This is a genomic window from Microbulbifer variabilis (assembly GCF_056232115.1).
In genome coordinates this window covers 4267160-4291615 of sequence record NZ_CP174325.1, presented here as the reverse complement: position 1 = coordinate 4291615, position 24456 = coordinate 4267160, and the positions used below count along the sequence as shown (strand labels likewise).

At 52.3% G+C, this 24456-nt stretch carries 21 protein-coding genes; 12 read left to right on the top strand and 9 right to left on the bottom strand.

All coding sequences use genetic code 11. The features are described from left to right. Positions 1 to 107: 107 nt before the first annotated feature. The 3 genes from ACJJI7_RS19090 to ACJJI7_RS19080 are packed head-to-tail and all read left to right on the top strand — an operon-like array spanning position 108 to position 1948. Positions 108 to 839: a DUF599 domain-containing protein gene (locus tag ACJJI7_RS19090; RefSeq protein WP_020413020.1), complete on the top strand. Its 732-nt coding sequence runs from the start codon at positions 108 to 110 to the stop codon at positions 837 to 839. After that, positions 826 to 1164 carry a nucleotide pyrophosphohydrolase gene (locus ACJJI7_RS19085; protein ID WP_282953329.1) on the top strand — a complete coding sequence of 113 codons (339 nt, stop codon included), beginning with the start codon at positions 826 to 828 and terminating at the stop codon, positions 1162 to 1164. Before ACJJI7_RS19090 ends, ACJJI7_RS19085 begins: the two co-directional genes overlap by 14 nt. Beyond that, the gene (locus tag ACJJI7_RS19080; protein WP_444901499.1) at positions 1154 to 1948 is read left to right on the top strand and encodes a methyltransferase domain-containing protein; all 795 of its coding nucleotides are present in this window, start codon (positions 1154 to 1156) and stop codon (positions 1946 to 1948) included. Before ACJJI7_RS19085 ends, ACJJI7_RS19080 begins: the two co-directional genes overlap by 11 nt. Here ACJJI7_RS19080 and ACJJI7_RS19075 read toward each other — a convergent pair whose 3' ends face one another. Then, positions 1949 to 2476: a DnaJ domain-containing protein gene (locus ACJJI7_RS19075; protein WP_282953331.1), complete on the bottom strand. Its 528-nt coding sequence runs from the start codon at positions 2474 to 2476 to the stop codon at positions 1949 to 1951. Between the two features lie 164 nt (positions 2477 to 2640). On the opposite strand from ACJJI7_RS19075, the gene msrA reads away from it, so the two are divergent. Together msrA and ACJJI7_RS19065 are read left to right on the top strand one after the other, a co-directional pair. Further along, positions 2641 to 3264 carry a peptide-methionine (S)-S-oxide reductase MsrA gene (gene msrA / locus ACJJI7_RS19070; protein WP_020413015.1) on the top strand — a complete coding sequence of 208 codons (624 nt, stop codon included), beginning with the start codon at positions 2641 to 2643 and terminating at the stop codon, positions 3262 to 3264. A 325-nt stretch (positions 3265 to 3589) separates the two neighbouring features. Then, a complete protein-coding gene (locus ACJJI7_RS19065) occupies positions 3590 to 4330 on the top strand; it encodes a YopT-type cysteine protease domain-containing protein (protein WP_020413014.1) in 741 nt (246 codons plus the stop codon). 151 nt (positions 4331 to 4481) lie between these two features. On the opposite strand, the gene ACJJI7_RS19060 is transcribed toward ACJJI7_RS19065, so the two are convergent. The 4 genes from ACJJI7_RS19060 to ACJJI7_RS19045 form a co-directional block, all read right to left on the bottom strand. Then, entirely contained in the window at positions 4482 to 5315 is an 834-nt protein-coding gene (locus tag ACJJI7_RS19060; RefSeq protein ID WP_444901500.1) for a sulfurtransferase, read from the bottom strand. 129 nt (positions 5316 to 5444) lie between these two features. After that, positions 5445 to 7124: an alpha/beta hydrolase gene (locus ACJJI7_RS19055; RefSeq protein WP_020413012.1), complete on the bottom strand. Its 1680-nt coding sequence runs from the start codon at positions 7122 to 7124 to the stop codon at positions 5445 to 5447. Positions 7125 to 7184: 60 nt separating this feature from the next. Beyond that, a complete protein-coding gene (locus ACJJI7_RS19050; protein ID WP_020413011.1) occupies positions 7185 to 7802 on the bottom strand; it encodes a trimeric intracellular cation channel family protein in 618 nt (205 codons plus the stop codon). A gap of 221 nt (positions 7803 to 8023) precedes the next feature. Then, positions 8024 to 9208 (bottom strand): acyl-CoA dehydrogenase, encoded by a 1185-nt coding sequence (locus ACJJI7_RS19045; protein WP_020413010.1) that lies wholly within the window; start codon positions 9206 to 9208, stop codon positions 8024 to 8026. A 320-nt stretch (positions 9209 to 9528) separates the two neighbouring features. On the opposite strand from ACJJI7_RS19045, the gene ACJJI7_RS19040 reads away from it, so the two are divergent. The 3 genes from ACJJI7_RS19040 to ACJJI7_RS19030 are packed head-to-tail and all read left to right on the top strand — an operon-like array spanning position 9529 to position 15342. Next, entirely contained in the window at positions 9529 to 10965 is a 1437-nt protein-coding gene (locus ACJJI7_RS19040; RefSeq protein ID WP_444901501.1) for an efflux transporter outer membrane subunit, read from the top strand. Next, positions 10965 to 12194, top strand: coding sequence for an efflux RND transporter periplasmic adaptor subunit (locus ACJJI7_RS19035; RefSeq protein WP_444901502.1), 1230 nt, complete (start codon positions 10965 to 10967; stop codon positions 12192 to 12194). The genes ACJJI7_RS19040 and ACJJI7_RS19035 overlap by 1 nt, the downstream gene beginning before the upstream one ends. After that, positions 12187 to 15342 (top strand): efflux RND transporter permease subunit, encoded by a 3156-nt coding sequence (locus ACJJI7_RS19030; protein ID WP_444901503.1) that lies wholly within the window; start codon positions 12187 to 12189, stop codon positions 15340 to 15342. Before ACJJI7_RS19035 ends, ACJJI7_RS19030 begins: the two co-directional genes overlap by 8 nt. 21 nt (positions 15343 to 15363) lie before the next feature. On the opposite strand, the gene ACJJI7_RS19025 is transcribed toward ACJJI7_RS19030, so the two are convergent. From ACJJI7_RS19025 to phhA, 3 genes are all read right to left on the bottom strand, one after another. Then, entirely contained in the window at positions 15364 to 16533 is a 1170-nt protein-coding gene (locus ACJJI7_RS19025) for a cation:proton antiporter (protein ID WP_020413006.1), read from the bottom strand. An 86-nt stretch (positions 16534 to 16619) separates the two neighbouring features. Continuing rightward, positions 16620 to 17096 (bottom strand): Lrp/AsnC family transcriptional regulator, encoded by a 477-nt coding sequence (locus tag ACJJI7_RS19020; RefSeq protein ID WP_020413005.1) that lies wholly within the window; start codon positions 17094 to 17096, stop codon positions 16620 to 16622. 302 nt (positions 17097 to 17398) lie between these two features. Beyond that, positions 17399 to 18205 (bottom strand): phenylalanine 4-monooxygenase, encoded by an 807-nt coding sequence (gene phhA, locus ACJJI7_RS19015; protein ID WP_020413004.1) that lies wholly within the window; start codon positions 18203 to 18205, stop codon positions 17399 to 17401. A gap of 195 nt (positions 18206 to 18400) precedes the next feature. On the opposite strand from phhA, the gene ACJJI7_RS19010 reads away from it, so the two are divergent. Then, a complete protein-coding gene (locus ACJJI7_RS19010; protein ID WP_444901504.1) occupies positions 18401 to 19825 on the top strand; it encodes a TyrR/PhhR family helix-turn-helix DNA-binding protein in 1425 nt (474 codons plus the stop codon). A 7-nt stretch (positions 19826 to 19832) separates the two neighbouring features. On the opposite strand, the gene ACJJI7_RS19005 is transcribed toward ACJJI7_RS19010, so the two are convergent. After that, entirely contained in the window at positions 19833 to 20150 is a 318-nt protein-coding gene (locus ACJJI7_RS19005) for an Mpo1-like protein (RefSeq protein ID WP_444901505.1), read from the bottom strand. Between the two features lie 143 nt (positions 20151 to 20293). On the opposite strand from ACJJI7_RS19005, the gene ACJJI7_RS19000 reads away from it, so the two are divergent. The 3 genes from ACJJI7_RS19000 to ACJJI7_RS18990 all read left to right on the top strand — a co-directional run bounded on the left by ACJJI7_RS19000 (position 20294) and on the right by ACJJI7_RS18990 (position 24274). Next, a complete protein-coding gene (locus ACJJI7_RS19000; protein ID WP_020413001.1) occupies positions 20294 to 21517 on the top strand; it encodes a CaiB/BaiF CoA transferase family protein in 1224 nt (407 codons plus the stop codon). A gap of 107 nt (positions 21518 to 21624) precedes the next feature. Next, positions 21625 to 21990, top strand: a complete 366-nt coding sequence (locus ACJJI7_RS18995) for a VOC family protein (protein WP_444901506.1) — start codon at positions 21625 to 21627, stop codon at positions 21988 to 21990. Between the two features lie 886 nt (positions 21991 to 22876). Next, the gene (locus ACJJI7_RS18990; RefSeq protein ID WP_020412999.1) at positions 22877 to 24274 is read left to right on the top strand and encodes a tryptophanase; all 1398 of its coding nucleotides are present in this window, start codon (positions 22877 to 22879) and stop codon (positions 24272 to 24274) included. Positions 24275 to 24456 lie beyond the last annotated feature (182 nt).

Genomic DNA, 24456 nt, shown 5'->3' with positions numbered 1-24456 from the left:
TACCGCTTGCACACACCGGAAAGACAGTGTTGACAAGGATGCCAGCAAGGCGAAGACTTCGCCTTCCAAAGCCCCGGCATAAATGTAGACGAACAGGGAGATAGAGGTTGTCCTGGTTGGATATCGCCAGCGTCACTGGCTTTTTTATTACTTGGGTCGGCTACACCATATTTGCGCGAAAAAAAGCCAAGGAAACCTGGTGCCTGACGTCCTCGCTGCAATGGTACCGGGTGGAGTGGATGCTGCGCATGCTTGACAGGGATATGCGTATGGCCGACACGGCGATCATGAGTAACCTGGAGCGGGTGATTGGCTTCTTCGCTTCTACCAGTATCCTGATCCTGGCGGGTTTGGTAACAGCCCTAACCGCAAATAAGGCCGCTATCGAAGTGATTACGAGCCTGCCTTTTGCTGAGCCAACCTCCGTCGAGCAGTTTGAGCTCAAGGTGATGCTGCTGATCCTGATTTTTATCTATGCCTTTTTTAATTTCACCTGGTCTTTGCGCCAGTACTCCTTTGCCAACGTCCTGATTGGCGCTGCGCCGCCGCCGGAAACCGGTGATCTCTCTGAGGAAGAGCGCCGCAGATTTGCGATCAGCATTGCCAAGGTGATCGACCACGCGGGCCACAGTTACAATTACGGCCTGCGCTCCTATTACTTTTCTATGTCAGTGTTGAGCTGGTTTATCCATCCGCTGCTCTTTATTGCGAGTTACCTCTTTGTGGTCTGCGTACTGTATCGGCGTGAGTTCTTATCCAAGGCACTGAACTCCATTTTGGCAGCGCGTGAGGGCGGTCTGGAACGTCAGCAGAGGAAGAAATTTGATGACCCATCGTGAAATCCTGGCGGCCTTCGACGCAGTGGCCGAAGCGCGCGGTTGGCAACCGTTACATTCTCCTAAAAACCTGGCAATGGCACTGTCGGTAGAGGTTGCAGAGCTTGGGCGATATTTTCAGTGGAAAGATAACAGCGAAATACAGGCTCTGATGCAAACTGAAGATTCGATGGGGATCGCCGCGGAGCTTGCGGACATCCAGATGTATCTCATCAAGCTGGCTGCGGTATTGGGGGTGGATTTGGATGCCGCCCTACGCGACAAAATTGATGAGAATCGTCGCCGCTGTGAGATAGCTTTGTGTAATGAGGAAGCCGATGAGCGCTAGTCGTTTTAGCGATCGCAACTTTGATGACCTGGCACACCGTTTTCGCAACCGTATCTATGGGGGGCTCAAGGGGGATATTCGCCTGGCGGTGCTGAACAGGGATCTGGCGCCGCTGCTCAATGGAAGGTCAGACTCTTTAAAAGTGGTGGATGCCGGTGGTGGCCAGGGGCATTTCGCTATGGATCTGGCGAAGGCCGGACACAGGGTTTTCCTGGCCGATATTTCTGCACAGATGCTAGAGCATGCCGCAGCTGAGGTCGAAGAGCGACAACTGCAAAAGCAGGTGACACTCCTGCATAAGCCGTTACAGGCATTGCCTGAACAGGCAGAGCTGCGCGAGGCGGATCTGGTGATCTGCCATGCAGTGCTGGAGTGGCTGGAAGAACCGCAGCAGGCGCTGCAGCACTTGCGCCGATTGCTGAAGCCCGGCGGATACCTGTCACTGACATTTTACAATCGCCGTGCGCTGGAGTTTCGCCTGCTGCAGCGCGGTAGCTTTCGCCAGCTTGAACGCAATATTGGTGAGGACTACTGGGGAGGGCATCCGGGCAGTCTCACCCCGCAAAATCCCTTGTTACCAGAGTGGGTGGAGGGGTGGTTGGGAGAAGTTGGCTTTGATGTTAAGTGTCACAGTGGCATTCGCTGTTTCCACGATTTCATGACGCCCTCAATTCGAGAAAAATTGCCAGCGGCGGCGATTGTGCAAAAGGAGCTGGAGTACTCTCAGCTCGACCCATATCGGCAGCTGGCTCGCTATATGCACCTCCTCTGCAGGGGGCCCTGATTACAAAATACGCAACAATAACTCTTTGGCGGCGTTTACCCGGGATGCCAAGTAGTCATTGCCGCCACGATCCGGGTGTAATTTCTGAATCAGCTTACGGTGTGCGCCAATAATTTCATCTTTTCCCGCATTGGCGCTCACTCCCAGGATTCGCCGGGCTTCATGCTCGGTGAGAGGTGGGCCCTGATCCTTTTGAGCTGCTTTTTGCCCCTGCCAGTTTTCCTCGCCCTGTTGTTGATTTTGTTGCTGTCGGTTGCGGGAATATCGCTCAAAGAACGGTGCCATCCAGGGCAATAAACGGGTGAGTTGGTTAAGCAGGCGGCCGAGCACCGGCAGGATCAGAAGCACAGCGGCGCCAACCCAGTGCAGGCGGCCACTCAGTGCGAGTAAAACGACGACTACCGCAGCCGCTAAAACTGTGGCCAGAAAAATCTGCTTGCGCTTGTTTTCAGGTGAGCTGGCCTTGATTTTCTGCCATGCATACCAGACTCCAATCAAGATAAGCAGTAGTAAGATTAAGCGTGCCAATGGCGACTCCTTTTATTGTTGATCTGCCAATTTTTAACCCAGTGATCAAATATCTCTCTGACCTGTTTGATCACTGAGTTAAACTGGCCTAAGTATGGCTCTGGGCGGATTAGCAGCTTATGGCTATCCTGTTTGAAGAAAATTTCAGCACTTGAGATAACAGTATGCAATACGACAAATTCCAGATACCGGATGCGGATCAGATTTTGCCTGGTCGGCCGCAGCCGATGGAAATCACTGGCGTCCACTTCGTTAATGGTAACTCAATCAAAGAGCCGTTCCCGGAAGATATGGAAGTTGCCATGTTTGGTATGGGCTGTTTCTGGGGCGCCGAACGTATATTCTGGGAAACTGATGGTGTTTTTGCCACCGCCGTCGGTTACTCCGACGGGGCGACAGAAAACCCGAATTACGACGAGGTATGCAGCGGGCGCACCGGGCACGCTGAAGTGGTTAAGGTGGTTTACGATCCCAAGGTTGTCAGCTATGCGGAGCTTCTAAAGCTGTTTTGGGACATGCATGATCCAACCCAGGGTATGCGCCAGGGTAATGACATTGGTTCCCAGTATCGCTCATGCATATTCTGCACCAGTGAAGAGCAGAAGAAAGAAGCAGAGGCCAGCAGGGATGCCGTGCAGGCGGCGCTGGATGAAAAACAGCGTGGCGAGGTGACTACTGAGATCAGCATGGCGCAGCCGTTTTATTACGCTGAGGAGTATCACCAGCAGTATATGGCGAAAAATAAGGAAGCGATTTGTCCGATCCTGCGCAATCCCATGCACGATTAGACCCCATATTGAATCAGTAATAGGTGGCATGAAAAGTGCCGCCTATTTTTTTATGTGATTTACGTCCCCCCTCATTTCCCTGCCTTTATAAAAACCCTCCCAATAAACGTTCCGGCGCTCAAATACTGCCAGTACTTTCCTTAAAAAATCAATTAAGACCAAAACCTAAAAAAATATGCTCAGGATCTAAAGCGGAAGGCTATGCGCTCTCGTAAAGTCTGGCTCATGACATGAGCTACAAGAGAGCCTCATCTCCACTGGAAGGTAGGTGTATCACTCGTGTTTGTCATGATTAATAAACTATCCATTCAGGAGGAATACTGTTATGGGGGTTGATCGTATAGCCAGGCGTAACAATGGTGTAAAAACCTGGGGCTTCTCCCAGTCCTCACCACGGGCTTATATTCATTATTTCAGATTTGGTAAGTTTGGAATTTGCGCATCTCTAGCTGCGCACTGGATAAAGACCAACGCACTGGACGATAAAAGTTTGCCGGATAAATTAGGCTTAACTCCCCGGGTCCATAATGCTGGTGCTTTTAGTTTTCGCACATATCGGTCCCTAAATATTGGCGAGCTAATAAAGGTGGGGCGGGATTTTCGTACCTGGACTTATGGAGGTGGTAGACAGGGATTAAATATCGAAAACTGGCTAATAAATCAGGGTTTGCATAAAGAAGATCGCTGGAGTTCAAGTGCAATTGCTGTTGCATTGAACAATATGGTTGTTATTCAACCGGGCCAGCCAGTACCTCCAGTTCAGCCAATTCCGCCAATTAATACGAGCCTGGTAAATGCGCTGCGCAGTTTACGAGATGCGTATGGATATATTACTTTCTCTGGCCGCAGAGCAGGGCACGCTGTTGCAGCCTGGGTTGCAGATGACAGGGTGAACTCTGATATAGGTGCGCTCTTTTTCGATCCAAACTATGGAGAGTACCGTTTTGCGACAAAAGGAGACTTCCTTAACTTTTTCGATGCGTATTACCGGCATGCCTATATGCGTGGTTGGATACAATTTCGTAGTGATTGGTCTGTTGATGCCTACATCAACAGGGTGTGGTGACGCTTTGAGTGATTGTTGCCATTGAATAGGTGTGAGGGTAGGTATAGCTGCCCTCACAGCAATGTATTTTCCGGCAACACTCCGGGACTAGGGTCCCCATTTACCGCCTTCCTTCGCACCTGGACCGGATAGGTAAACACGAGCGACTCACTCATTGTTGGTGCGCACACCAGTCGCTCCAGCTGCCGGGATAGAGCAGAGAATCTTTTCGACCGGCCAGGTATTGCCCAAAGACATTCACGCAGGCAGTGACACCGGAACCACAATAGTTAAGCAGCGGTTTACCTTCTCCCAGACTGCCAAACTGAGCTTGCAGTTCCTTAGTTGACTTTACTTTTCCGGTATTTTTGTCCGTGACATTCTGCCAGGGTTGATTGATAGCTGAAGGGATATGACCGGCTATAGGATCAATGGGCTCCTGAATCCCGTTGAAACGCTGGCTATCCCGCGCATCAACAAGCTGCCATGACGCGCCGTTTAAACCTTCCTTGACCGCCTCATAGTGCACCAACAGATTTTCTTTGGGTCTTGCAGTAAAGGTTCCAGATTTCGGGGCAATGGGTTCAATGGTACTAAGCGCCTCTCCAGCATCAAGCCAAGCCTTCAGCCCCCCATTTAGGATGCTGACAGGCTTGTGACCAAAAAAATAAAACAGGAACCAGGCTCGCGCGGCGAAACCCAGCCGGTTGTCATCATAGACGATGACAGGTGTATCGTCATTGATACCAAGGCTGCGGGCATATTCCTGGAACTGGCCGCTGGTGGGCATGGGATGCCGCCCGCCAAAACGTTGCGTTGGGGCTGAGAGATCCCGGTGTAGACTGGCGTAGTGGGCCCCAGGAATATGTCCCGCAGCGTAATCTCGAGCACCACTCTCCGGGTCAGCCAGCTCATAACGGCAGTCAAGGATTACGGGGTCAGAACTTTTTTGAAGTGTTACCAGGTCAGCTACTTCAATCAGTGCAGTATTGTCATCCGTTTGCATCTGCTCAATTCCCTTGGTTTGCCTGACTCCAGGTTGGCAAATTAGCTCAGCCTGTATTCTTGGTTTTTGCCAGCTGTTCTGAGTATGTACAGGCCTGGCTGGTTGAGTAGGTGGAAAGCCATGCTGTTGTTAATTCAGCTGGCCACTTTCCGAGGCTGCTGGTGGTTGTGTTGGCGATGCCACCGGGGGTTCGGAAGTCTGGTTTTCAGCCTCACTGGATTCTGCCTGCTGGTCCTCTTCTTTATTTGCCTCCTGCTCGGCGAGTTCCTGCTCACGGCAAGTCATGGTGGCCTGAGTTTGATCTTTTAGTGGATTGTCCAGGAAGCGGCCGGCAGCTTTCTCGGCGCAGCTGCTGGCGGAAATAATATCGTGTGCCAATTTGGGGAAAAGTAGCCACTGATGATTGGGTAGGGCTTTGCGTGCAGCATCTACATCCTCCGCAGCCAATACCGGGTCGAGACCTCCGTGCAGCACCATTACCGGTGCGGGAGTTTCAATGGCCTCAGATTCCAGTAGTGGTGCTGAGGGAATCGCCCAAATACGGCACTGCAGCTGTAGCAGGCTCAGGTCTGAGCGTACGGCGCCACCAAGGATTCCGGTATTTTCGGCACTGGCGCGGGCTTGGTCAAAATCCACGAAAGGCGCTTCTTCATAGCAGAAATGGCTGACTCCGGCAGCATCGCCAAAATAGGGGTCAAGCACAATTTCCATAAAGTGACCGATGGCTTTTTGTGCAGGTTTAAGTCCTTCATCGCCACTGCTCTCCAGTCCTTCGATCATTTTTGGCAGTTCACTGTAGAAATTCTCGTTGTACAGTGCCTGGAAAAGCACTCGCAGCAAACGCTGTCCGTTCAGAACGAACGGGTAGGTCTGTTTTGAATAGCGGTGTTTGATATGGATGGTGCGGGGCTCCTCATCGAGGGTTTGCACCAGGTTTTCCAGTCTGCGACGGAGATCCGGGTAGCGGCTATTGCATTTTTTATCCTCAGTACAATGTTTGAGGCCGCGCTCATAAGCTGCTAGCGAATCCTGGGCTAGCTGCTGGGTGTAGGCGATGTTGGGAAATACCGCGCTGTTAAGTACCAGTGCGCGTACAGACTCAGGGTAATCCCGGGCATAGGTGAGTGCGTACCGGGTTGAATAAGAAACACCGTATAGGTCGAGTTCATTGAGCTTCAGTAGCTTGCGCAGCTCATCCACATCCCGCGCTACCACTGTACTGTTATATTGGGCCATATCGGCGCCTTTACTCAGGCGACTGTAGCAACGCTCCATACTGAAAGCGAAAACACGCGCCTCCTCCTCCGGTGAAAGCTTGCGCTGGAAAGCGGTCTGGGCATCATCAATAAATTCACTGCAAGTGAGGCGTGGCCGCGCCATGCCGGTGCCCCGGGGGTCGATCACAATAAGATCCCGGCCGTCTTCGACCGTCATGGCGGCGTAGTTTAGCCATAGCCAGTCGCTGGCATTCTCTGGTTCCAGGCCCATGCTTGCGCCGGGGCCGCCGGCTCCTAAGTGAAGGAGGGGCGGTTTGCTGGCATCGGGCTCTTTGGCGCGGAAACGGATAACCGGAAAACGGATTTTCCGCCGTGTTGGATGGGCATAATCCTCTGGGACTTCCATCATAAAGCATTGGGTAAAGGGCCAGCTGTCGTCGGTTTCAAACCAGCAGGGCTTGGAGATCAAGCGAGTATGGCTCTTGGACTCCTTGTCTTTACCTGGTTTCGCGTCCGGGTCTGATCGCTCACAGGCGCTCAGCACCAGGCAGAGAAAGCAAAGTAGGGCGGAGAGCGGGCGAAAGTTACGCACTGGGTCTATTCCTGTGAGCAGTGTCGAATACTGATGTTTGGGTTTCGGAGTTGGCCAAAGTCAATGATTACCAAACCGGGCTATGGGGGCGGAAAGATTCCAGCGTATGGCAGCCAGCCTGATAGACAGGGTGACAAGCACTGCAATGGCCACCACCAAATCGCCTGGTAGTTTGCCATTGGCATCTAAAGCAACCAAAACGGCTGCGCCAGTGAGGGCTGCAGTAGCATATATTTCCCTGCGCAACAGCAAGGGAATATCCCCGGACAGCACGTCGCGGATAACACCACCAAAGGTGCCTGTCATCATTCCCATTACTATGGCGATAGTGGCGGAATAACCCATTTCGAGGCCCTTCTGGGTACCGATCACCACAAATACTGCAAGGCCAATAGCATCGGCAAACATCAGTAGGCGCATGGGTACCTGTAAATAGCGTATCAGGTAAAAGCTGACCACACCGGTGATTACGGCAATCCACAGGTAGTAAGGTTCCTGTAGCCAGAAAACCGGGATGTTGAGAATGATGTCGCGGATGGTGCCTCCACCCGTCGAGGTGACGCAGGCGAGTACTACGGCGCCGAACAGGTCCATTTGTTTGTGTCCCGCGGCAAGCACTCCGCTGAAGGCAAATACCGCTATGCCGATCAGGTCGAACCAATGCAGCAGTTGATCCATAGTGTCTTTAAATCCACAGACTCGCAAAGCAGGGGAGAATAGCACTCCTTATTTGGCATGGGGAGAGAGGGGTCGACAGTGTGTGACAGAATCAACTGGTACGCAGAGAGAACCGTATTGAAATCGAATATTGAGATACCGAGCTAAAAAGCGGGAAAGAGCAGAGAAACGGGTATTGGCGCACCCGCCGGCAAGTGCCGGGGGGCGCCTGTATGCGGGCCTTAAACGAAAGCCTGTAGCCCGGTCTGGGCGCGACCGAGGATCAGGGCGTGTACGTCGTGGGTGCCCTCGTAGGTGTTTACCGCTTCCAGGTTCATCACGTGGCGAATTACGTGGAACTCGTCGGAGATACCATTGCCGCCGTGCATATCGCGGGAGATACGGGCGATTTCCAGGGCCTTGCCACAGTTGTTGCGCTTCACCAGGGAGATCATGGTGGGGTCGAATTGCTTATTCTCGTCCATGATGCGGCCAACGCGCAGGGAGGCCTGCAAGCCCAGGGTGATCTCAGTTTGCATGTCTGCCAGTTTCTTCTGGAACAGTTGGGTTTGAGCCAGCGGACGGTTGAACTGTTTACGATCCAGGCCGTACTGGCGAGCGGCGTGCCAGCAGAACTCACCGGCACCCATGGCGCCCCAGGAAATACCGTAACGGGCGCGGTTCAGACAGCCGAAGGGGCCGCGCAGGCCGCCGATTTCCGGGAATTTGTTTTCTTCCGGTACAAAAACATTATCCATCACGATTTCACCAGTGATGGAGGCCCGCAGGGAGAACTTGCCTTCGATTTTAGGAGCCGACAGGCCTTCCATACCTTTTTCCAGTACGAAGCCGCGGATGATGTCTTCATCGTCTTTTGCCCAGACTACGAATACATCGGCAATCGGGCTGTTGGTGATCCACATCTTGGAACCGCTCAGGCGGTAGCCGCCGTCAACCTTCTTGGCGCGGGTTTTCATGCCGCCGGGATCGGAGCCTGCATCCGGCTCGGTCAGGCCAAAGCAGCCAACCCATTCACCGGTGGCCAGCTTGGGCAGGTACTTTTGCTTTTGCTCTTCGCTGCCATAGGCGTAGATGGGGTGCATAACCAGGCTGGACTGTACGCTCATGGCGGAGCGGTAACCGGAGTCCACGCGCTCTACTTCGCGCGCTACCAGGCCGTAGGAAACGTAGTTGAGACCGGCACAGCCGTAGCCCTCGATCGTGGAACCGAGCAGACCAAGTTGACCCATTTCGCTCATGATTTCCCGGTCAAAGATTTCGTGGCGGTTTGCCTCGAGGACTCTGGGCATCAGCTTGTCCTGGCAGTACTCGCGCGCGGCGTCGCGCACCATACGCTCTTCGTCGGTCAGCTGCTGGTCCAGCAGCAAAATGTCGTCCCAATGGGCGAGGGGCTGATGTTTACTCATGGCTTGTCTCTTCTACTTCCGTTATTAATCTGCACCGGATGTCCAGCTGGTCAGGCTTAATGGATGCCTGGCCAACACCGATTGTCATGGGGACTATCGAAGAATCCCGCGGCAAATCCCGGTGACCATTCAGTTTAGTGTGGCGCATCATACCTAAGTAGTTGCGTTGGGGCACTCTTACGGACGGCAAAATTTCACAGGATTTTCCCCGCGGTTTGTAAACAAGAGTAAAACGCCTTGCCGGGCATTTTTTCGGGGAGATAATGCACGCAATAAATCTCTACTTTTAATGGCTTAAAACTCTTTTTCGGTGATATTCCTTGTGCTTTTACCGCGTTTTGGCAATTTGTATTCCCTTGCTTGCCAGCTGTTCTTCGCAACCTGTCGAACCCCCTCAATCGCAGGAAATTTTAGGGCTGCCGCAAACTTTTGGTGCTTCCGGCAGTGTGGCTCCGGAATCGCGCTGGTGGCGTAGTTTTAATGACCCCCAATTAGATCAACTGGTTCACTTGGCCCTGCAGGACAATCCGAGCCTGCAGGCCAGTTACTGGCGCCTTGAGCAAGCTGCCGCCGCGGCCCGGGGAGCGCGCTCGGGATTCTGGCCCAGTGTGACCGCCCAGGTGGAAAATACCGAGCAGCGCTATTCATCCGGGGAATTTACTGACCCGTCTAACGAGGGCAACAGCTGGAGCACCCGTATCGCTGCCAGTTATGAAGTGGATTTGTGGGGGCGCGTACGCTCCGGTGCCAGTGCTGCTGAGGCGGGCTTCCTGGCACAGGAACAAAACCTTCAGACTGCGGCTCTCAGTTTGGCTTCTGAAGTGTCTGCTACCTGGTTACAGCTGCGCGAGCAGTGGGGGCAGCGCGATTTGCTGGAGCAGCAACTTGAGACCAATCGCAAGAGTCTGAAGGTATTGGAGTTGCGATTTGGTCGCGGTGTCACAGATGCTGCCGATGTGTTGCAGCAACGCCAGCTTGTTCAGGGGTCTGAGCAGGAACTGGAACAGACCGAATCCGATATCGAAACGCTCAAGGTACAGTTAGCTGCTCTGCTTGGGACCAATGAGCCCCAATTGGAAGGCTATATCCAAGAGGTGGCAAGCTTGCCTGTATTGCCAGGACTGCCGGATACCGGTATTCCCTCCCAGTTATTGTTGCGCCGCCCGGATGTGCGTGAGGCCCAGCGCAACCTGCTTCAGGATTACCACTTGGCGGACCAGTCCTGGGCGGATCGGCTTCCTGTGCTCAGTTTGTCCGCTGTCGCCAGTAATGGCACCAGTCTGATAAGCGATATTACCGAGAACTGGCTGATTGCGATTGCCGCGTCTATTGAGGGTGTCATTTTTGATGGTGGGGCACTGGCTTCCAAGCGAGATCAGCAGGGTGCGGTCTTGCAGGAGAGCTGGGCGCTGTATCGCAGTACGGTGAATGAAGCGCTATCAGAAGTTGAACAGGCCTTAATTCGCGAGCGCGCCATTGAACAGGAGCTTGGGCACCTGCGGGAGCGTGAGCGCCTGTCGGAATTGATTGCCCAGCGGCGCAGTCGCGCCTATATCAATGGCACTGTGGACTTCCTCAATGTTCTAACTGCGACGACCGATTACCAAAATCTGGCGCGTGAGGTGCTTTCCGCTGAACGCCAGTTGATTGAAAACCGAGTGACACTTTACCGCGCACTTTCCGGGGGGCTTCCTCAGGAGGACCTCCCCGTACCTGAGCCAGTGGATCTGGAGCTGTACCTGGAGGGAAATTCTTAATGCTGAATAAATTCAATTGGCGCTTGCTGATGCCTGTAGTTTTGCTGGTTTTGGCATTTTTGCTTTCCAGCTGGTTGATCCGTGAGAAACCCACCGTGGGACGTGGTGAGCGCAAGGTGTCAGCACCGGCGGTGGATGTTGCCCTGGCAGAGCAGGGGCATTTTTCTTTTACCCTGAGTGCCCTGGGAACAGTGGCGGCGCGCGAACAGGCGGAGCTGGAACCGCAGGTGGATGGACAGGTTGAATGGCTTGATTACGATCTGGGGCCAGGTGCGGTTCTGCCAAAAGGTAAGGTGCTGCTTCGTATAGAGCAGGAACCCTATCAGCTGGCGCTAAAAACTGCTCAAAGTACCCTTGCCAAAAGCCGAGCGGAACTCCAGCAGGAGCGTGGCCAGCAGCAGGTGGCTTTGGAGGAATATGAGCTGCTTGGCACAACTCTCTCAGATGCCGACCGCGCACTGGTGCTACGTGAACCCCAGCAGGCCGCTGCCGAGGCTGGCGTGGAGGCTGCAGAGGCCGATGTCGCACTTGCCCAGCGCAACCTCCGTCTCACTCAGGTCCGAGCGCCTTTCGATGCACTTGTAGTGAGTCGCAGTGTGGATGTGGGTGATCGGGTATCTCCCGGGGATACGCTTTATAGCCTGGCCAGTGCCGATCGCTTCCAGATTGCTGTGGAAGTGCCAGCCTCTCAGCTGTATCGCCTGAATAGCAGTGATATTGAAGTGCGTATTTATGGCAGCCAATGGCCCGCAGGTATTTATCGTCGTGGTGAATTCGTTCGCGTGATTCCAGTGTTGGAAGAGCAGGGCAGGCTTGCCAGTGTGTTGGTGGAATTAGACGACCCGCTATCTGTTCAGGATCCATCGCAGCCCCAGTTGTTACTGAATGATCTCGCGCGGGTCGAGATTGTTTCCCAAAGTGCGCAGGAGCGTGTGCGGATTCCATTAAGCGCACTACAGGATGGCGATAACGTATGGGTAGTGCGGGATAACCGCACTGCGGTTTTGCCGGTTGAAGTGGCTTATACCAGCGGGGATTACGCAGTACTGGAGAAAGGTCTCAGTGGGGGTGAAACTCTGGTGACTACGCGCCTGATTACAGTGACCGAGGGAATGCCCGTGCGGATCGCTGGAGAGATTAACCTGTCCCGTCTGCCACCGGCAGATGCAGCGGCCTCAGCCGAAAATTCCACCAGAAAAGGCCCTCGTGGCGGAGGCGCGAATGAATGAGCTGAGAGTGGAAGACGGAGGTATCGATACCAAAACGGGCGCCATCGCCTGGATGGCGCGAAATCATGTCACCGCAAACTTGCTGATGCTGGTGTTTCTTGTCGGCGGGCTGATATTTTCCGTGATCGTCAAGAAAGAGGTTTTTCCTGAATTCAGTTTGGACTTGGTCAGCGTTTCCATTTCTTATCCTGGCGCCAGTCCGGAGGAAGTTGAACGCGGGGTGCTGGTAGCGGCCGAGCAGGCGGTGCAGGGCTTGGTGGGTATTAAGGAGATGCGTGGCAGTGCCCGGGAAGGCTCTGCCGTACTCAACCTGGAGCTGGAAGGTGATGCCGACGCCAATCTTGTCTATCAAAATATCCAACAGGCGATCGATTCGGTAACGACATTTCCCGCCGATATTGAGCGGCCCCAGGTGAACCTGGCCGAACGCAAGCGCGATGTATTGGATCTGGTCCTCCATGGCAACCTGGATGAGCGGAGCCTGCGCGCACTTGCCATGCAGGTATATGACAAATTGGAGGCCCACAGTGGCATAACCCAGCTGGAGGCCCAGGGCGTCCGCGATTTGGAAGTGGCGGTGGAAATACACCGTGACGACCTGCGCCGCTATGACCTGACCCTGGCCCAGGTGGCCACAATTGTTCAAAACGCTGCAGTGGATATTCCCACCGGTAGTGTTAAAACCGATGCCGGTGAAATTCTGGTGCGGGTTACCGAACGGCGTGATTGGGCGCGGGAATTTGGCGATATTGTTGTTACCCAGGGTGGTGGCGGTGGCGCGGTTTATTTGCGTGATATCGCTACTGTCAGCGATGCCCTCGAGGATGAGGCCCGCAATATGGTGTTTAACGGTGAGCCGGCCGTTGGTATCAAAATTTATCGGGTGGGAGACCAGACTCCACTGAGTGTGAGCGATGCTGCAAGGGAAGTTATTGATGAGGTTCGGGCGTCGTTGCCGCAGGGAGTGAGCCTCACTATCCGCGATGATGATTCCGAGATTTTTAAGGAGCGCTTGTCGCTGTTACTAAAAAACGGCTTTATCGGTTTGTTGCTGGTTTTTGTTGTACTTGGGGCTTTCCTGGAATTGCGCCTGGCTTTCTGGGTAACACTGGGTATTCCAATTAGTTTCCTCGGCGCGTTGCTTTTCCTGCCCGGGTTGGATATTTCTATCAGTATGGTGAGTATGTTCGCCTTTATCATCGCCCTGGGTATTGTGGTGGATGATGCAATTATTGCCGGCGAAAATATTCACGAGTGGCGCCAGAAGGGTTATAGCAATTTACAGGCGGCAATTGCTGGTGCCAGGCAGGTGGCCGTTCCCCTGACATTCGCCATCCTCACCAATATTGTCGCTTTTATCCCGTTGATGGCGCTGCCCGGATTTATGGGCAAAATCTTTGGCGTTATTCCCTTCGTTGTGGGCTCGGTATTTATTATCTCCTGGGTTGAAGCACTGTTTATTCTTCCCGCGCACCTGGCCCATTCGCGCCGAGGCTATAAAAGTCCGCGGGCGCAACGTTTTGCAGCCCGCCAGGAAAGATTGGCTCGTGGCCTGGATCGATTTGTACAGGAGCGATTCCGCCCGTTGCTTGAAGCCTGTGTGCGACACCGATACACCACTATCGCTATTGCCATTTCCACGTTGCTGGTAGTTGGTGGCTATGCCGCCAGTGGTCGTATGGGCTTTACGTTGATGCCCAGGGTAGAGCGGGATTCCGGTCGCTTTGCGGTGACTTTCCCCACGGGAACAGCGCAACACCAGCTGGAGAAAGCCAGATCCCAGATTATTGCCGGTGGCAACAAGGTTCTGGAGCAATACGATCGCGACGCTGTATTTCTCGGGAATCGCGGTTTGATGGGAGATGACTCAGTCCAGGTGGACTTTTTCTTCGTGCCATCGGATCAGCGAGAATTTTCCACCGGTGAGTTTGTCCGTGCCTGGCGGAAAGAAGTTGGTGTAATTGCCGGAGCTTTAAGTGCGACTACGGCCTCCGATCGGGGAGGGCCCGGCGCAGGTTCTTCTCTCACGGTTGAGCTGCGCCATATCGATACAGCAGTCCTGGATCAGGCGGCGGCGCGATTGGGGGCCGAGCTGGCAAAATTTCCCAATGTCAGCGATATCGATGCGGGCGTTACCCTGGGAAAAACCCAGCTTGACCTGACGCTTACTGAAACCGCCAAGAGTCTGGGCTTGTCGGCTGAGGAGATTGGCCGGCAGATACGTGCGGCTCTCTATGGTGATGAGGCGCTGCGGCAACAGCGCGGCCGAGATCAGGTCAAGGTCATGGTGCGTTTGCCGGAGAGCGAGCGTGTCAGTATGGATGACGTCAATAACATTATGATTCGCGCGGGCAGCGGCCTATGGATGCCTCTTACGGATCTCGTGGTTATCGATAAGGGGCGCGCTTATGCAACTATTAACCGTCGTGCTGGGCGCCGGGTGCTGACTGCCTCTGCCAATGTAGAGCCCAGCGATCAGGCGGCACTGGTCATCAATGAGTTGGATCGCAGTGTTATTCCGCAGCTGCAAGCAGAATTTCCCGGTCTTACTATTTCGTACGAAGGGCGTCAGGCGGATGAGCGCGAAGGGCTCGCTTCCCTTGGCCTGACATTCCTGCTGGCTATGGCTGTGCTTTATCTGTTGCTGGCAATTCCCTTGAAAAGCTATATGCAGCCATTAATTGTGATGGTGGCGATTCCCTTTGGGGTTATTGGTGCAATCCTGGGGCACTTGGTCATGGGGTATGGCATGAGCATGGTGAGCTTGTTGGGGATGGTCGCTCTTGCTGGTGTTGTGATTAACGATACCCTGGTAATGATCGAGTACAGTAATCGCTTGCGTGAGGAAGGCGTTGATGTTGAGACTGCAATCAAGCGTGCGGCAGCGCGCCGTTTCCGACCGATTGTTTTAACCACGGTAACCACTTTCTGTGGCTTAATGCCGATGATTTTTGAAACCTCGGTACAGGCGAAATTTATGATTCCAATGGCCATTTCCCTGGGCTATGGAATCCTTGCAGCTACGGCCATTTCACTTTTATTGGTGCCCTGCTTGTACCTGATGTTTGGGAAAGACATACCCCGTCTATTTAGCGCCCTGAAAAACGCCCTTGAGTCATTTACTGGCACCGCTCGAGCCGGAAATTAAATACAAGCCAGCTGCGCAAGGTTAATCCCTGCGCAGCTCGTCTTTGATTGCGATGGGATTGGGAAAATTCATCACCACGATATAAGAGGAAACCAGGAAGGTAATAATTGCCGTAGCTTGAATTAAGTGAGAGGCAGCGCTGCCGATTAGGTTCTGGCTATAGGCAAGTAAGGCGATGAGTAGGGAAAACTCGCTGATTTGCCCCAGGCGGAAGCCAATATCCCAGGCCAGAACTTTAAGCTCGCTCTGGTTGCCCAGCAAATAGCGGAAAATCACCGGTTTTGCCAATAAAACTACCGTAGCAGTGACTATTGCCGGCACCAGGATTTCCGGCAGCATGGCCAGTTTGAATTGAGCCCCAAGGCTGAAGAAGAATAGGATTAGAAAGAAGTCCCGTAATGGTTTCAGGTTTAGGGCGATATATTGGGAAATCCGGCTGGCAGCAAGAGTAATACCGGCAATAAAGGCACCAATTTCTCGCGATAACCCTAGTGACTCCCCCAGCTCAGCCATCCCCATGCACCAGCCCAGGGCCATCAGGAAAATATACTCGTGGAATCGATCGAAACGGCTGAACAGCGGTAGTAAAAGATATTTCACAACTACCCAGGCGAATAGCACCATCAGAGGCAGTGAGCCAAAAGAGAGTGCAATTTGTCCCAGATGCATATCCCCGGTGCTGTCGCTGAGCAGGATCATTAAGCAGACGATGGCGACAAAATCCTGGAAAAGTAGCAGCCCCACCATCAACTCACCCAAGTGTTTATGGTGCAGTACTGTTGTGGGCAGTAGCTTGATACCGATAATGGTGCTGGAAAACATCAGGGCCATGCCGATTACCCAGCTCTCTGTGGTGGTAAAACCAAATAGCTCACCTATACAAAAGCCCAGTCCGAGAAAGATTGCGCAACTCACAATTCCAACGAAGGTAGCTTTGCGCAGTACTGAGATCAGGGCCTGCGGCTGCATGTCTAATCCAAGCAGGAACAGCAAAAATATAATGCCCACGCTGGACATATCAGAAAGCAGACGCAGGTTATCAATCACTGCAAGCCCGGAGGGCCCGAGCAATACACCCAGGGCGATATAGGCGACCAATAGCGGCTGGCGGCCGAAGAGAGCCAGGGTGGCGAATATCGCCGCGCCACTAAAAATTAGAAAGAAAGACTGGAAGAGAGAGCTGTCCGCCACATGTCATCCTTGCGAGTGAGCGAGATTCCATCATTATCCATAGTTGTGTGGACAGCCGGTAGTGTTCGCCGATTATCTCCCGTGTATTAATCCTTGTTTTCTGCAGGGATCGGCAGTTCAGTAGTGCTCTTAATCTGCTCCAGGGCAAAGTTCGAAATAATATCACTGATACCTACACGCCTGATCAGCTCCTTATAGAAGCGGTCGTAAGCGGCGATATCACTGACGACTACCCTGAGCAGGTAATCGTAATCACCGGCCATTCGGTAGCAGTCTACCACCTCTGGCAGTTGGGCCACATGCTCGGCAAAAGCATCCGCCCACTCCGGTGTGTGCTGGTCAGTTTTTACCTGGGCGAATACCGAGACAGGTAGGCCCAGGATCTCCGCATTCAACAATGCAACTTTGCGGCGGATAATGCCGCTTTTCTCCAGCTTTTGCACCCGGCGCCAGCAGGGGGTTTTGGTTAGACCAACACGCTCCGCCAGCTCCTCAATTGAAAGGCTGACGTCGGATTGGAGGATAGCAAGAAGTTGTCTATCAATCGCGTCAAGTGAGGACATAGTGCTACAGCGCTCCCAAAACTACGGGGTTCTGTGTCCTTGCACGCATTTTTAAAGCCGTCCGCTGGCATGCCGCCCCGAATGTTAGTTTGGCGTTCCGGGTGTAGGCAGAGCTGAAAGGTAGTTGGCCTCCCACTACACAACCTGCTGTAACGATAGGCTCAGGCCGATTGTGCCGGTAGTGGAATTTTCCCCAAGTGCAATGTTTATGAGAGTGGTTTGAGTAAATTTTCCATATGCAGGAAATAACGGGGCGGGGAGGGCTTTACCGGGCTGCAGTTTACAGCCCGGTAAAGTAGTGCTTAGGCGGCGTCTTTTGGCGGGAAGCGCGGTTCGAACAGGCCAAGCTCTATGGCTTCGCGTACCTTGGACATCAGGTCAATTTCTGTGAGGTCCTGTAACTGTTGCAAGCCATCCAGTACGTAATAAATCGGCTGTACGATGTCGATCCGGTAAGGTGTGCGCAGAGCATCAATCGCAGAGAAGTCGTAACGCTCTGGTTGATTACTCAACGCGTACAGTGTTTCTTTTGGGGAGGACAGGATGCCGCCACCGTAAATCCGCAGGCCATCTTTGGTATTGAGTAGTCCAAATTCTACGGTGAACCAATAGAGACGGGCTAAGTACGCGCGCTCTTTGGGAGTGGCTTGTAGCCCAAGTTGCCCGTATTTCTCAGTGAAATTGGCGAATGCGGGATTGGTGAGCATGGCGCAGTGGCCGAAAATCTCATGGAAGATATCCGGCTCCTGCAGGTAGTCAAACTCCTCCGGAGTGCGAATAAAGGTAGCTACCGGGAATTTGCGGTCGGCGAGCAGACCAAAGAATGTTTCAAAACCGATCAGAGCGGGAACCCGAGCCACTTCCCAGCCAGTTTCACGGCGTAAAACGCTGGAAACTTCCTCCAGTTGGGGGATGCGATCGCGGGGAAGGTCCAGGAGATCCAGGCCGTGCATATATTCATCGCAGGCGCGACCGGGCAGCACTTCCAACTGGCGCTCTATCAGGCGCTGCCAGGTCTGGTGTTCCAGATCCGTATATTCGATAAAACCCTGCTCATTGGGTTCGCGTGCTACGTACTTGGTGCCCTTCTTGGCTGCTTCTTTTTTCATGCGCTCGTCTCCTGCGGTCCACCAGTCCCCAGTAAGTACCGGGTAGGCCTGGCCCTGCCGCTGAACCTTGTTGTTATGTCTCTCCTCTATTTTTAGTCAGGCAGATGCCTGGAGGGGAGAGTGGAGAGGGCTGTATTGCGCCGCTTGTGGCAGTCAATTTACACTTCTTGTAAAGTTATCTTTACAGGTGGACCGGTGAGGATTGAAATAACTTGTGCTAATCGAGTCGGCATTTTGCATGAAATTATGCAAATATTCGGCGAATATCGTATAAACGTTACTTCTGGGGAGCTCGGTGGTGATAGTGGCGACAAGGTATATCTGCTCGCGCCGGGGATGCTTGGCACTCAGTACCAGACCATAGAGAAGTCCCTCTACAGGGTTCCAGGGCTGCAGAGAGTTCGCCGCATCTCACTGCTGCCATTAGAAAGGCGTTATTTTGAGCTTGATACACTGCTTCAACATGTGACCGACCCGGTTTTGAGTGTGGACCGTGAGGGCAGGGTGGTGGCTGCAAATCTGGCAGCGGCACGAGCTTTCGGCGTAAGCCTGGATAAGGTGCCGGGTTTGCAGTTACAGCGCTTTCTTCCATTAATGCAGGTGGCAGAGCTGTTGAGGGATTTTGCCGTTCCCCGCTTTGGTCTGCCAGTAGTGGTGCGTGGGCAAAATTTTCGAGTGGACTGGTCGCCTTTAGCGTTGGATAGTCCCAGTGATGTAGATTCCCTCGCGGGGGCGGTATTGCGCATGCAATCCTGGGATAGGAGTGTGTTTAATGCTGAGCTGCCCAGGCCTGTGGCCTTATGGGATTTCGACCTGCGCAGAGACAGTTGCCTGCAGTTGCAAGATATTGCTGAGCTGGCCTCCCCGTTATTGATCACCGGCGAGCGGGGTACTGGCAAGAGCACTTTTGCGGGTGCGGTACATTACCTCTCCCCAGCTGCTGCCCGAGCAGATTGCTACCGGGTTGTCCCCCAAGAAGGCCGGATGGAAGTCCCGTTGCACTTACGTTCTAGTGGAACTCTGATCCTTGAGGATCTTCATCGTTTGAGCAGTGAGGCACAAGTTTTACTCTTGCGTCGTCTGCGCTCTCTGCCTCCTTCCATTCGGTTGGTGGCCACCTGTTGTATCCCTAAAACCCTGCATCCTGCCCTGGCTCAATTATTTTCTTCGCTTTCTATAACTTTGCCGCCGCTACGTAATATGCGCCCCGCCATCTCACGTTTTGCCAAGACACTGCTGCGACAGGAGTGCCCGGACGAGGCGGACTTGGCTTTGGATCAAGAAGTCGAGAACTTGATTTGCCGCCACGACTGGCCGGATAACTTCAACGGATTACGTGATTACTTTGTGGCTGCTGCTGGGAATTGCCGGAGGCACGGTATGGACAGCATCGCCTTGCAGCATTTGCCGGATTTGACCGTGCAAGCCCAGTTGCCTTGGAAAGACTGGGGGCGAGGACTCAGCTATAAGCAAATGATGGAGCACATGGAGCGAGCATTGCTCAGAGAGCTGATTGCCGGGCGTCCTTCAACACGAAGGCTTGCCAAAGAACTGGGAATCTCCCACACCGCTGTAGCCAACAAGCTGCGTAAATATGGCTTGTCGGCGGACAAAAAATAAGCGTAGGTCAGCGCTCAATACGGCCCAGGAGCATGTCCTTAAACATCACAAAGTCTCCCAAAAAGCTGTAAAAGGGATACTTAAAAGTGGCTGGACGGTTGTGCTCAAAAAAGAAATGTCCGATCCAGGCAAATCCATAACCTGCAATGGGGGTAGCCGCGAACCAAATAGGGTTAGCGGAAATGATTGCTGCAATCACGGTTGCAAAAACCAGGGTGGTGCCCAGGAAGTGAAGCCTTCTGCAAGTGAGATTGCTATGTTCTTGTAAGTAGAAAGGATAAAAGTCGCGAAAAGATTCAAATTTTTGGGCTTCTATAGCGGCCATGCTGCGCCTCCTTATTTTTATTGCGCACCTCAGTGTACGGCGAATTTTGCCAGCTTCCAAGTTGGGCGTGGGCGTTAAATATCTGTTAGGCTGCCGCAGAAATTTTTCCGGTTTATTCCCTGTATTAGCGAAACGAGGAAGTTATGGCAGGTCCGCTCGCGCATTTAAAGGTACTTGATCTCAGTCGGATTCTTGCTGGGCCCTGGGCGGGGCAGGTTTTCGCCGATTTTGGCGCAGAAGTGATCAAGGTGGAGCGCCCTGAACGAGGGGATGATACCCGTCACTGGGGCCCTCCCTACCTGAAAGATGGGCAGGGTAATGATACTGCCGATGCGGCTTACTACCTGAGCGCCAATCGTGGCAAAAAATCCGTCACAGTGGATATCACCACGGAAGAGGGCCAGGAGCTGATTAAGCAAATGGCAGCACGTTGCGATATCCTGCTGGAAAACTACAAAGTTGGCGGACTTAAAAAGTACGGTCTGGATTATGAATCCATCAAGGAAATTAACCCTGGTGTCATTTATTGCTCCATCACCGGCTTCGGCCAGACTGGCCCCTACAAGAATCGTGCTGGTTATGATGCCATGATCCAGGGTATGGGTGGCCTGATGAGCATTACCGGAGTGCCGGAAGGCCAGCCTGGTGCCGGTCCGCAAAAAGTGGGGGTGGCGGTTGCCGACCTGATGACTGGTATGTATGCCGTGTCCTCCGTGCTAGCGGCGGTGGTGCATCGCCAACAGACCGGAGTGGGACAGCATATCGATTTGGCCTTATTGGATACCCAGGTGGCCTGGCTTGCCAACCAAGCGCAAAACTATCTCACCTCTGGTAAAAGCCCGGAGCGGCAGGGCACTGGCCACCCCAATATCGTGCCTTACCAAGCAGTACCCTCAAAAGACGGCTATTTTATGTTGGCGGTAGGCAACGACGATCAGTTCAAACGCTTCTGTACGATCGCTGGCATTGAGCAGCTAGCAGATAATCCTGCCTATGCCACCAACTCTGCGCGAGTGATTGCCCGTGAGGAACTGATACCGCAAATAGAGGAGGCGACTCGCCAGCAAAGCTCTGCCTGGTGGCTCGAAAAACTCAGCGATGATCATGTACCTTGTGGACCGATTAATACATTGGAAGAGGTCTTTACCGACCCTCAGGTTCAAGCCCGTGGCATGGTGATTGAGCAGGATCATCCGGAAGCCGGTAAGGTAAAAACCGTGCGTAACCCGGTTATCTTTTCTGAGACTGCCCTCGACTATCGGCAAGCCCCCCCCGTATTGGGTGAGCATACTGAAGGAGTTCTGAGGGACTTCTTAGGTAAAGACGAAGACCAGATTGGTGCTCTGCGCCAAAAAGGGATTGTGTAGAGCCTCCTAATTGGCCGGTAGTACACCCTTCGGAATTGGGGCTCGCATAGCAAAGCGGTGCATTTTTGCGCCGCTTTTCAGTCAGCTGGTTAATACAGGGAAGCGTTATGCAATTGGATCACTTCAACATTACCGCACCTATGGAGCAATTGATCCGCGTGCGGGATTTCTATACCGAGGTTCTCGGTCTGATCGAGGGTGAGCGCCCGAACTTCAATCGTAAGGGGTTTTGGTTATATGGGAATGGGAAACCTATTCTCCATTTGATTGAGGGAGAGGTTGCTAGTGAACAACCGGCTAAGCCGCATCTTGATCATGTAGCTTTCCATACGGATGATCTTCAACCTATTAAGGCCAGGTTGGACTCTTTGGGAGTCGACAGTAAGCAAATGGATATCCCGGGGCGAGATATGCGGCAGCTGGTGTTTTTTGATCCGGTGGGAATTAAGATTGAGGTGAATGCAAGAATATAGATCGAGGGTAAATAGGTAGTTGATAGGAGCGAGATGAAGGCTGTTTTCTCAACTAGTCGATAATTTCCTATTTTAGTTATCTTGGTGGCTTTTACAGAAGATTTTTTCCGATTATATTTAATGCTATTGCGCTTCAGTCTTATTCTATCCTTAGAGTTCTTCACAAATTCCAATAGTTTTCGGGGACATCTAAAACTCTCCTTAGAATTTATCATTTTTTAGCAGCAATATAACTGGCAGGATGATATCCCATATCGATCAATGGGTATGCTCTAGTCGGGCGCTCCATTTTAAAGTTTTGGATAATCCGGTTTTTATTTTGAGATTATTTTCTTTGATTGTAATAGCCTAAATGATATTAATGATAAGGATTTTACTCAATATGAACTTGGATTATGAACGTTAAATATTTTTTTTGATAAAAAATACAGCGCTCGTAAGCCATATTTTTTTCTGATAACTTTACGGAAAAAAGAGGTTTGTTTGTTAGACAAAGTATAGATTTATATAGCTTGGAAGCAGAAAGTATGACTCTTTTAATGTAGCTTATTGCCAAGCTGAATTATACTGGGGTTTTGGGTCTACTGGAATTGGGGGCTAACTCAAACCGTTGGGCAGAAGGGGAAGCGCTTTAAAGCTAGCAGCTGTTCTCGTGGAAATTGGATTTGCTTTCAGCTAATTCAGAAAAGAGCTGGCGGTATCGGGTATATAAAATGAACATAATTTATGCCTGATAGCCGGCTATAAGAATAGTTTTCCGTGATGGCGAGCTCCTCATTCGCCTATTTCCCCCGTCCTCTGTACTATACCCGCGTTAAAACAGTGTGCGGTGTGACTAAGGATCAAGATTTAGTTCCCGCTGTCAGGACTTATAAGGAAAATAACGATGAAGCGTATTCCTGAACCATTCCGTATCAAGATGGTTGAGCCGATCAAAATGACAACCTTGGCCGACCGGGAAGAGGCTTTGGCGGAAGCTGGTTTGAACCCTTTCTTATTACGTAGTGATGATGTGTACATCGATCTGCTGACTGACTCTGGTACAGGCGCCATGAGCGATAACCAGTGGGCTGGCTTGATGTTGGGTGACGAATCTTATGCAGGTAGCCGCAACTATTACAATCTGTGTAAAGCGGTTGAACATTTTTTTGGTTATAAATTAACCGTTCCCGCACATCAGGGGCGTGGTGCTGAGCAAATCCTGTTCCCTGCGTTGATTGAGCGTATGCGCCAAGTGCGTGGCGGCACTACGCCGGTTTTTATTTCCAACTATCACTTTGACACAACTGCTGGTCACATTGAGCTGAATGGTGGTAAAGCGATCAATGTGGTGGATGAGCGGGCCTTTGATACCACTACTGCCTATGACTGGAAAGGAAATTTCAACCTGGAAAAGTTGGTTGAAACGATTGAAGAGCATGGGCCGAACAATATTTGTGCAATTATCACTACGGTAACTTGTAACAGTTCTGGTGGGCAGCCGGTTTCCATGGCGAATATGCGCGCAGTCTATGAGATAGCCACAAAATACGATATCCCTGTGGTGATTGACTCCGCTCGTTATTGTGAGAATGCCTACTTTATCAAGCAGCGGGAAGAGGGCTACCAGAATAAGTCGATCCTGGAAATTATTCGCGAGATGTATCAGTACGGCGATATGCTGACTATGTCTGCTAAAAAAGATCCAATGGTTAATATCGGAGGTCTGTGCTGTATTCGCGATCATGAAGAGCTGTTCCAGGCCGTACGCACACGCTGTGTACCTATGGAAGGCTTTGTTACCTATGGTGGTATGGCCGGGCGGGATATGGAGGCTTTGGCCCGAGGTCTTTATGAGGCAGCTGATGAGAGCTTCCTACACTACCGTATTAGCCAGGTGGCGTATCTCGGTGAGCGTTTGCGAGAGGGTGGAGTGCCTATCCAGTACCCGACAGGTGGCCATGCAGTGTTTGTTGATGCTGCCAAAATTCTGCCACATATTCCGCCGGAGCAATTTCCTGCTCAGGTTTTAACTAATGCACTGTACTTGGAGGCGGGTATTCGCGCGGTGGAGATTGGTTCTTTACTGTTGGGGCGTGATCCGGAAACAGGTGAGCAGAAGAAGGCGGATTTGGAATTAATGCGCTTAACCATTCCGCGCCGTGTGTATACCAATGATCATATGGATTATATCGCTGATGCCATTATTGAGTTGCAAAATCGAGCCCATGAATTGAAGGGTTTGACCTTTGAGTATGAGCCGCCGGTTTTACGACATTTCACGGCGAGATTTAAATCTCTCTGATATATGGCTTGTGCTCAGCAGGGGATAGGACCTTGTTGCCTTTATTAAGCCTCTCCCCTCTAAAAAGGCCCCTTGTGGGCCTTTTTTCTTTTCTTACAAAATCGCTTAGATCTTCATAGTGCCGCGAGATATCGTGGCCAACGCTCTCAAGCCTGCAAAAGGGCGACTGACCAAAAAAGGGA